Here is a 9,204-nt window from a genome sequence, read left to right as displayed (position 1 = left end):
AATACTTCTGAATTTCATATAATTTTTAGCAAAACTAAAAATAAAAATTTAGTAATTAATGAAATAATTCTAGAGAACTAGACAATATTAAATAGGTTTGTATAGTATATAAATGTTTTTAAAAATAAGGCTAAAATAAGTAATTTTTTGAATATAAAAAAAATATTAATTAAAAAAATAATTGAAAAGTGTAAAAGAGATAGTAAATAGATTACTATCTACAAATGATCATCAGTCAATCTATTTGATTGCTAATTTTACATCTTCAGCTTTTACAGTTTTTCTACCAGCGTGACGAGCAAAGCCTACAGCTTTAGCTGCGATTTCGTTTCCGTAATCTTCGATAGCTTCGGTTAAAGCAACTTTTGCGTCATCACTTACTCTTTGTGCACCAGCATTTTTTAATATTCTTCCTACAGGAGCAATTGGTAATTCACTCATAATTATACACCTCATTTATTTGATAATAATAGTTTTAATTTGCTTATATATAAATATATTGGTTTATTAGTGTTGAATTTTGATAATTTCAACATTACTAACTACACTTTTTTAACATGAAAAGTGAAAGTATTATCTTTAAAAATGTTTTTCATAAAGTTGTTTAAATAAAAAAAGTGTAATATAGATTTGAATAAAAAAGAATTAAAAGGAAAAATTAAAATAAATAAGGATTTAAAGCAATTTTTATTTATTCATCAAAATTTTCCTTAAGGTGTCTATATCCGCATCAACCTCAGTAGGTTGAGTACAAGCATCAATAGCAGTATTAGGATCTTTCAACAGGTGTCCGGTAACAACACATGTAATGGTTTCACCTTTATCAATGACACCTTCAGCCACAAGTTTTTTAAGACCTGCAATTGAAGCTGCAGAAGCAGGTTCAACACCAATACCCTCAGTTCTTGCAAGGAGCTTTTGTGCATCGAGTATCTCTTCATCGGTTACGGTTTCAGAATAACCGTTTGAATCATAAATCGCATTCAATGCTTTAATGTCGCTTACAGGAGCCCCAATACGGATTGCTGTTGCGATTGTCTCTGGGTTTTCTACAGGGACAACTCTTCTTTCGCCTTTTTTGAATGCATTAGTAACAGGACATGCACCTTCAGCTTGAATACCTGTCATCATTGGCACATCCTTAATAAATCCGGCATCATAGAACTCTTTAATTCCTTTCCAGATAGCTGAAATGTTTCCTGCATTTCCAACAGGCAAAATAATTCTGTCAGGAGCCTGCCATCCTAAATCACGAACGATTTCATAACCGATTGTTTTCTGTCCTTCCAATCTGTACGGATTGATGGAATTCAATAAGTAAAGATGTTTTTCCAATGCAAGAGCAGTCATTGCTTCTAAAGCTTCATCAAAGTTTCCATTAATGGACATTACTTCAGCACCATGGAACATTGCCTGGGCTAATTTTCCTAAAGCAACTTTTCCTGATGGTAAGAATACAATACACCTTAATCCTGCACGTGCCGCATAAGCTGACAATGATGCAGAAGTGTTACCTGTTGAAGCACACCCAACAGTGCTTACGCCCAATTCCATTGCTTTGGTCATTCCCACTGTCATTCCCCTGTCCTTGAAACTTCCAGTAGGATTTGAACCTTCCACTTTAACATACAAGTTAACTCCAAGTTCGTCACCTAATTTATCGCATTTGCAGAATGGGGTTCCTCCTTCGTCAAGAGAAACTATTTTAGTTTCATCTACAGGAATGCATTCTTTAAATTTCCATAAGTTATCTCTTCTACCGTCAAAAGTGTCTTTAGAAACATCAATTTCATTGACGAGTTCAAGTACTGATCCACATTTTTCACAAGTGTAGATTACTTCATCATCATCATATTCTTCTCCACATGAAACACATCTTATCATAAAATCACATTTTATATTTTTTTAAATTATTATTAATAAAAGTTTAAGCTAAAGAAAGTATAAATTCTGCAATAGGCAATGTTAAATAAGATTCAATAATTCCTGCAATTATCATTAAAATCACTGCTATTCCAAATAAAATCAATGACTGTTTTAGCTTATCATAGCTTTCAACAAATGAATTGGATATCCTTTCGGAAATAGAATCATATTCCTCATTTAATAAGTTTTTAACAAATTTATAAATAAAATTAAATAACACGAAACCTCCTGCACAGGCCAAAATGCAAGAAGAGAACTCAAAAATTCCGTGGGGAATAATGTACATCAATACTGCAAATACGTTATCGGATGTTCCAATATAATATCCTGTAAAAAATCCATTGAAAGCCAATGTCAATGCTGAAAAACAGAATATAGCACCTAAAAGAAACATCCCACAAATGACTTTCAGGTTATTTAAAAATATGTCATGAAATGTAAGGGATAAAACGCCTGTCTGAACTTTTTGAGTCAAATCTTCAACAACTGGATTAAAATAGCTATATAAATATCCTTCCAGACAATATCCTAAAATCAAAGAAATAAATAAGATGGCCACTGAAGCAAAAATGGCCAGTTTATTTTCAGTAAATGCATGTTTAATCTCGTTTAACATTATATCAAAGTTTTGGCAATTTCACGAGCTTCGACTTGTTTTTCTTTTAAATCTTCCATAAACTCTTCCATTAGCTCTGCAGTTCTTACTTTACAGTCCCCACAACGTAGAGTTCCATTTAAACAGTCCTGCCTGATTTTTTCAAGCTCCTTATCATCATCAATAAAGTGGTACAATAACATTTCATAAACAACACATTTATCGACTTCTCCACCTAATTCCTGCTGTTCTTTCAGTGATTCCCTTCCACCGGTTTTAGCGGATTTGACCTTCTTAACCGCAACTTTTGTATCATCATTCAGATAAATTGCAGTGGCAGGTTTTGAGCTGCTCATCTTATCGCCGGTCAATCCGGTCAAGAATCTGTGATATGTGGAAGCTGGAGTTAGAAATCCTAAATCCTCATGAAGCTTTTGGGCAATGTCCCTTGTTAATCTTAAATGTGGATCCTGGTCGATTCCAACAGGAACGACAACTTTTTTTGGACCTCCGAATTCCTCGATTTGTGGAAGTAAAATATCCGCAACTTGAACCAACGGCGCTTGAACGTGAGCAATATTTGTAGATGGTGTAAATCCATAAATTGCCTTTAATTGATTGAAGTTTGTTTTGCTTGAAGCCTTAAAAGCCAAATCCAAAAGCAATTTGTTTTCAGATTGGAGGTAGACATTGACATTGTCCCTTTCGAGGTCAAGACCTAATGCAATCCAATTGGTCAAGTATTCATCAACTGCAATTTCACGGCCTTTCTCAAAGCTCATTCCACGAGCGGCATATGATTCCAAATCAGCAATAGGAAGGGACAGCATTGCACCCATATCCTGATACCATTTCAATTGGTCGACAACCATCTTATGGCCTATGTGCATTTGGCCACTTGGCATCATACCGGTTACGACTGCAAAATCCTTGTTTTGGTTAATTAAATTGTTAATTTCGTTGAATTCCCTATGTCCAAAGATTACTCCCCTTTTCATTAACCTTTGAGGATTTTTAATCTCATCAATAATATCTGAAATCTTTCCAATACCGAACTGATTGACTAACTTGTCATAATCTAGGCTAAATGATGCCCATGGATCTATTAAATCTGCCATTTTATCACCAACAATCACATTAAATTACATTCATAAGTAAAAATTATTATAATTATACTATTTTCTTAAAAAATACAACCCACTTCTTTAATTTAAATTAGGGTCTAGTCCATTCGACATTATAGTAAGTGATGTCGAAATCATCATCGACAATAGCCAGTAAAAATTTTTTGTTAACGCCATGAGCTACCCTGATATAGCTTGCAAAGTCAAGGGCACTAATCTCATAATTTTCGAAAATAACTTTAACCAAATAATCTGAATGGCTATGACCGGGACCTCCTCCACGACTATACAATCTAAATTCTGCCCCATATTTAAAACCAGTCTTAATCACAAATCCACGGTCTTTTAAGTCACGGTAAACAACATATTTTCCATATGTGTTTTGTTCTTTTAAAATATCAATGATATATCCTACACTACACTCGATATCATCTTCATAAATATCTAAACGACCATTTTCCAATAAATAGCAGGCTTCAACTAAAGAAAGGTTTAAACTGTCGGCTTCGATTTTACCGAACTTGCTTTTTTCATGTAAAGCAATTGGCCTTTTGCTGCCTTCCTCAATTTTAACAGATACTATATCATCAGATAAATTTCCACGCATTAAAACACCAAAAAAGAAATAAATTATATTTAATGCTATTAATTTTGGAATAAATATTATATATATTTTTGTAAAAAAAAAGAGAATTAAAAAAGTTAAATTCTAATAAAAATATTATTAGCCATTTCTATTGGAATATTTAACTCTTTATCATCAACTGTAATCAAATAGTGATTGCTAATGCGATTATCATTGAATTCATATTTCAAATGGCAGCCAACTTTGATGCCTGCATCAGCAATATCATCTAAAAGTTCATTGCTTCCGCGAATAAATGAAATTATTCCTTCAGTATCGGCAGTTAATTCAGATATAGATAATAAATTGAATTTCCTATTGATAACCTGATCGAAATCCTTTTGAGAATAACATTGATGGCAACTGTCAAAATCGAAATTACAAGCTGGAATTATATTATCATCTGGACAGACATCCGGATTGTTTAGCATAGTGCATAATGCCCTTTCAGCCTCATCGGATAATGAATGTTCCATCTTACAAGCTTGTTCATGAACATTCTCTTCCTTGATTTTTAGGACATCAATTAAGAATTTTTCTAAGATTCTGTGTTTTCTTGTAATTTTTTGAGCTATTTTCATACCTTCATCAGTTAAAATAGCTCCTTTATAAGGAGTATATCCAATATAACCCAAATTTTCTAGTTTTTTAAGCATTTGAGTTACACTGCCCGGTGCAATTTCCAACTCTTTTGATAATTGGGTTGTAGAAACTTGTTCTCCATTGCTTCCATTACGATAGAGAACCTCTAAATACTCTTCGATATTTTCGCTAATATTGTCATCAGTCATGAAATTCACCTAATATCTATATATCAATTATAAAATTTATAAGTTAAAGTATAAAAAAGTTTTGGTATACCTAAATACTATAGGTTATTTTGGCAAAATAAGTAATAAAATGAGTTAATTTTAAAAAATAAAAAAAAGAAGTAGAAATTAGAATGAAATACTTGAAGTTATACTTTTTAAAGTGAAGGATTTGGTATTCCAATTTGCTACTTTTCCAAGTGAATTTCTTGAGCTTGTTGCATCTGCAACAGTCCACTTACCATCAACTAAAACTTGAACCCATACGTGACCATATGTGCTTCCACTGCTGAATGTACATGAACCATGAACATATCTAGCCGGAAGGTCTGCAGTTCTAAACATGGCAACTAATAAATGTGAATGATCCACACAATTACCTGTTTTAGCGTTTAAAGTACCTACCGCACCATATTTAGTATCATAATAGAAACTGTAGGATATGGTGTCTCTTACATAGTTATATATTGCAGTGGCTTTTTGTAAATCTGTTTTTAAACCTTTTGTTAAGGAATTAACAAGAGATTTAATCTTAGAATTATCCACTTGACAATTAGTAGATGCTTTTAGGTATGCAGTAAGATCAGATATGGTATTCTTCTCGTTTAAACCAGATCCTGAAGCAGTTGCGGTAGAACCTGAACTTGAACTTGATGACTTAATAGTCACATAATCTGGTAAACGTTTTTCTGTACCATAAAATGCCAATATACGTGAAAATGCATCAACAACTTCTGAGTAAATGATTTTTCCAACAGCAGATGAAGCATAGTTAGGAGCTTTCTTATTAGTGATAATGTAATTTGCAACATTATTAGCTACAGTTAAGAAATTACTTTTAGTTAAATCTTTTGAGCTAATAGCATCTCCCGAAGGATTGCTTGGAGCAGATACGCCACTAATAACAGTAATATCTTTGGTATTTGAGTTACCAATTTGATATATCGCTTGACTCATAACATATAAAAATTCAGGCAAAGTGAATGTAATTCCACCTGCAGTGACTGTGGATGGTAACTTTGAATTCTTAGCATAATATGTCTTCAAATTAGTAGCGCCAGTGATTACATCCTTAATTGATATAGTTTTAGCGGATGTCGGCACTTTTGAATCATCTATAGTTACATAAGCAGGCAATCTCTTATCAGATTTGTAAAATGATAAGATTTTAGCAAATGTATCAACTAATGATTCATATTTCATATTGCCTAAAGAAGTACTAGCATAATTTGGAGCTTGACCATTTTGAGTGATAAATGTACTCACTCTTGTTGCTAAATCCACAAATTCTTTAGTGGTTAAGTTACCTGCCTTAAGTGAACCTGATGGATTTGAAGGAGCTTCAGAAGCAACAGGTAAAATCTGAGTTGAAGTTTTACCGTCATTAATATATACAATAGCTTGAGCCATCATATATACGAATTGAGAAGTTGAATAACTTACTCCTCCAACACTAACAGTTGTTGGAACAACTCTATTTGATGCAATGGTGCTTTTTAAAGTATTGGCTGCAGCAACAATGTCTGAAATAGATACTGATCCGGTTGTGGATGGAGATGCGGATTTATCAGATAATGAATTGAAATCAACAAATTTAGTTACACCCCATCTAAATATTATAACACCTGGAGCATTACCATTTAATGCTGCTTGAGCATCTGTTTTAATATCCGATGCAGATAATAAAGTAACATCCTTATCAGATTTATAACCTTGTATACCTGCCCATACTTGTGCACCTTTAGAATTGTCTACAAACCATTTTGAGGTTGTAGAAATCCAAGTTGAAGTCTTTCCATAATTTCCTTTATAAATCATTGGAATGACTACATCCATATATTTGCTAATTACAGAATAATCTTGACCATAATAATATGCATTGCTTGTTGTTTCAGGCATTAAAGCACATGAAACAATAAGATTTGAATTAATATTATGGACAGCTTCAGTAGCTTGTTTTACAAATTGACTGATTGCAGCAGTACCGCCAGTAGTTTTATAAGCAGTACCAGGATATCTCAAGTAATCAAAGTGTATACCAGCAACACCTTTAATCTTAGCATATGTTTTAGCTTCATTTATCTTTTTCTCAAAGAATGCGGTGTCAGGAGATCCATTTTTGACAGGATTTGTCCATTTTCCTCCTTCATAGAATGTTTGCATCCATATATGAACATTCATTCCTAACTTGTTTGCACTTGCTATCCATGATTCCACTGTTGATTGACCATGTTTTGAGATTGCAGCATAGTTTAGGAATAAATCAGTTGCACCTTGGGATGCCAAATTATTTAGGTTAACACTTTTCATATCTTCCCCATAAATCCAGTATCCATATCCAGTAGTTGATTTTTTCTCAACACTAATTTTAACACTCTTTGAACTTGGAGCGTTAACATTATCGCCATTTGCAGGATAACTTACAGAAACTGTGTAGTTTCCAGGAGCGACATTTACATTAAATGTAGCATACCCATTTGAAGCAGTAGTGGCTGAATAAGATTTTGAGTTTACGGTTAACTTGACGGTTTTGCCCTCTAAAGCTTTGCTTTTTGCATCTTGCAATAATACCTTGTAAGTTTGAGCGCCCTGATAGAAGGAAGTTCCACTTTTCCAAGTAAGTTTAGTGACTGCTCTTTCTTTGACAGTAATCTTAGAAGATCCAGTCTTTGAATTTACTTTAGAATCGCCCTTAAATTTATAGGTAATGGTGTATTTACCAATAGATAAATCAATAGGTAAAGACACTACACCATAACTATCTGTAGTTTTGGTATATGATTTACCATTAACACTAAGGGTTACAGTTTTTCCCACCAAAGGAACAGAACCTGAAGTCAAAGCAACTTTGAACGGATAACCTGAGTTTTTACCGAAAGTTGTTGTACTTTTTACTGTGTAAGTTGGAGTTTTGCTAGGGAGAATATATAATTTATTGGAGGCACTGGATGCCTTATAAAAATTATTTCCAGCAAACTTATATTTTACAGTATAGGTACCTGCCTTTAAAGTAGGCAACTTAAGTGAAGCTACACCTTTACTATTAGTTTTTGCAGTATATGATTTACCGTTAACAGTAAATTTAATAATTTTACCTGCACCAGGCGCATAACCCAATCCATTTTTTAAAGTGACTTTAATGGTTTTGCTATCACTTTTAAGGAAAGTATATGCGCTAGTAGTAAGCTTAGAGGTTGTGTGTTTAATTACCTTAACAGTATTAGTTTTGGTTAAACCATCAACATTGTAAGATATCATCTTATATGTACCTTTTTTAAGATTGTACATTGTAAGACTAGCTACACCTTTACTATTAGTCTTTTTTGTATATGTTTTACCATTAATCTTAAACTTAATATTCTTATTAGCTAAAGCCTTACCTTTACTATTTAAGAAAGTCGCATAGAACTTTCTGCCATCACTATAAATTTTAGTTACATCACTAGCAGTAATAGTAGACAAAACTTTAAAAGTATTGGTCAGCTTGTAACCAGTGACAGGATTCTCAGAAATGACCTTATAAGATCCTGGTTTAAGATTAATATCTAAAGAAGCAACACCTTTTGCATTAGTCTTTTTAGTATAAGTAACTTTATTTACAGTAATTTTAACATTAGTATTGGCTAACGGATTACCGGTCTTATCTAAAAAGGTTGCAGTATATTTGGTGCTTCCTTTATAATATTTAGTGACATCTTTTGAAGTAATAGTTTTTGATACATCAATAACAGCACTATTAGAAGTGCTAGGTTTAACATTATCAGAAGATTTTAATACAGTATCTTCACTAGCACTACTACTTAAAGAAGCACTTTCCGAGTTAGTTGATAAAGTATTTGAATTTTCAGATTCTAAAACTTCTTCACTTGATAGAGAAACTTTAGATGAATCATTATCAACTTTTGAATCACTAGATACAGAAAGAACTGATGAATCAGCAGTATTCTCCATTTGAACTGAAACATCTGATGTGTCATCTACTAAGCTAGTAGCATACGAATCCGTAACATTTACTTCACTTGCAGAGATGGCACTAACTGACAATATGATAGTTACTGCCAAAAGCATAGTGAGTAATAACTGTTTGTTCAAAATATTTTACCTCCATAACAATTTTCTAAATCG

At 32.8% G+C, this 9,204-nt stretch carries 7 protein-coding genes; all 7 read right to left on the bottom strand.

Features of this window, described 5'->3' with window-relative positions:
- Positions 1 to 240 precede the first annotated feature (240 nt).
- Entirely contained in the window at positions 241 to 441 is a 201-nt protein-coding gene (locus ACJROP_RS12330; protein WP_067042909.1) for a histone family protein, read from the bottom strand.
- Between the two features lie 246 nt (positions 442 to 687).
- Positions 688 to 1,884, bottom strand: a complete 1,197-nt coding sequence (thrC, locus tag ACJROP_RS12325; RefSeq protein ID WP_406535761.1) for a threonine synthase — start codon at positions 1,882 to 1,884, stop codon at positions 688 to 690.
- Positions 1,885 to 1,927: 43 nt separating this feature from the next.
- The gene (locus tag ACJROP_RS12320; protein WP_406535760.1) at positions 1,928 to 2,542 is read right to left on the bottom strand and encodes a stage II sporulation protein M; all 615 of its coding nucleotides are present in this window, start codon (positions 2,540 to 2,542) and stop codon (positions 1,928 to 1,930) included.
- Entirely contained in the window at positions 2,542 to 3,639 is a 1,098-nt protein-coding gene (locus ACJROP_RS12315; RefSeq protein WP_406535759.1) for a tryptophan--tRNA ligase, read from the bottom strand. Before ACJROP_RS12315 ends, ACJROP_RS12320 begins: the two co-directional genes overlap by 1 nt.
- Positions 3,640 to 3,736: 97 nt before the next feature.
- On the bottom strand, positions 3,737 to 4,252 hold the full coding sequence (endA, locus tag ACJROP_RS12310; RefSeq protein ID WP_406535758.1) for a tRNA-intron lyase: 516 nt from the start codon (positions 4,250 to 4,252) through the stop codon (positions 3,737 to 3,739).
- A gap of 95 nt (positions 4,253 to 4,347) precedes the next feature.
- The gene (locus ACJROP_RS12305; RefSeq protein WP_406535757.1) at positions 4,348 to 5,061 is read right to left on the bottom strand and encodes an iron dependent repressor, metal binding and dimerization domain protein; all 714 of its coding nucleotides are present in this window, start codon (positions 5,059 to 5,061) and stop codon (positions 4,348 to 4,350) included.
- Positions 5,062 to 5,208: 147 nt separating this feature from the next.
- Positions 5,209 to 9,171 carry a pseudomurein-binding repeat-containing protein gene (locus ACJROP_RS12300; RefSeq protein ID WP_406535756.1) on the bottom strand — a complete coding sequence of 1,321 codons (3,963 nt, stop codon included), beginning with the start codon at positions 9,169 to 9,171 and terminating at the stop codon, positions 5,209 to 5,211.
- Between the last annotated feature and the right edge of the window lie 33 nt (positions 9,172 to 9,204).

The sequence above is a fragment of the Methanobrevibacter sp. genome, from assembly GCF_045220775.1.
Classification (GTDB): domain Archaea; phylum Methanobacteriota; class Methanobacteria; order Methanobacteriales; family Methanobacteriaceae; genus Methanocatella.
The sequence above is the reverse complement of the archived record's forward strand: the minus strand, read 5'-3'. Positions and strand labels throughout refer to the sequence as shown.

What these genes read in the sequence shown, in the direction of transcription:
- thrC (WP_406535761.1), bottom strand. Translation starts at nt 1,884, where the DNA reads ATGATAAGATGTGTTTCATGTGGAGAAGAATATGATGATGATGAAGTA.
- ACJROP_RS12330 (WP_067042909.1), bottom strand. Translation starts at nt 441, where the DNA reads ATGAGTGAATTACCAATTGCTCCTGTAGGAAGAATATTAAAAAATGCT.
- endA (WP_406535758.1), bottom strand. Translation starts at nt 4,252, where the DNA reads ATGCGTGGAAATTTATCTGATGATATAGTATCTGTTAAAATTGAGGAA.
- ACJROP_RS12305 (WP_406535757.1), bottom strand. Translation starts at nt 5,061, where the DNA reads ATGACTGATGACAATATTAGCGAAAATATCGAAGAGTATTTAGAGGTT.
- ACJROP_RS12320 (WP_406535760.1), bottom strand. Translation starts at nt 2,542, where the DNA reads ATGTTAAACGAGATTAAACATGCATTTACTGAAAATAAACTGGCCATT.
- ACJROP_RS12315 (WP_406535759.1), bottom strand. Translation starts at nt 3,639, where the DNA reads ATGGCAGATTTAATAGATCCATGGGCATCATTTAGCCTAGATTATGAC.